The sequence below is a fragment of the Aestuariibaculum marinum genome (assembly GCF_014596975.1).
Lineage (GTDB): Bacteria > Bacteroidota > Bacteroidia > Flavobacteriales > Flavobacteriaceae > Aestuariibaculum > Aestuariibaculum marinum.
In genome coordinates, this window is the sequence record NZ_JACVXD010000040.1 from 1 (window position 1) to 514 (window position 514).

General features: G+C 35.2%; 1 protein-coding gene. It reads left to right on the forward strand.

Features of this window, described 5'->3' with window-relative positions; genetic code table 11:
• Positions 1–16 precede the first annotated feature (16 nt).
• Positions 17–451, forward strand: a complete 435-nt coding sequence (tnpA, locus tag ICJ85_RS16130; protein ID WP_188224826.1) for an IS200/IS605 family transposase — start codon at positions 17–19, stop codon at positions 449–451.
• Positions 452–514: the final 63 nt, after the last annotated feature.

The following is a 514-nucleotide window of genomic DNA, read 5'->3' on the forward strand; positions in this document are numbered from 1 at the left end:
ATTATATCTTTATGATATGTCAGAATATCAGCGAAGAGGATCTCATACAGTTAGTCATTTGAGTTGTCATATAGTTTGGTCAACCAAGTATAGATATAAAGTATTGAAAGGAGAAATTCAGTTTCGTTGTCGAGACTTACTGATTCAGGTTTGTGAGGCAGAAGAATTAGAAATATTAAAAGGGGTTGTAAGTTCAGACCATGTTCATCTTCATATAGAATATTCCCCCAAGCAAAGTATTAGTTTTTTGGTAAAACAGCTGAAGGGTAGAAGTTCAAGAAAATTGCAACAGGAATTTCCTCAATTGGGCAAAATGTATTGGGGAAGGCATTTTTGGGCAACAGGATATGGAGTTTGGAGTACAGGTAATATAACGGATGAAATGGTAAATGAATATTTGGAACATCATAGAAAGCCCGATTCAGATAACTCTAATTTCATATTAGAGTAAGAAAGAGGGACTTTAGTCCCTCGTGTAACAAACCTATGGACTTCAAGTCCATAGTGGTTTAGT

Coding starts and splice junctions, on each gene's coding strand:
- tnpA (WP_188224826.1), top strand. CDS start 17: ATGTCAGAATATCAGCGAAGAGGATCTCATACAGTTAGTCATTTGAGT.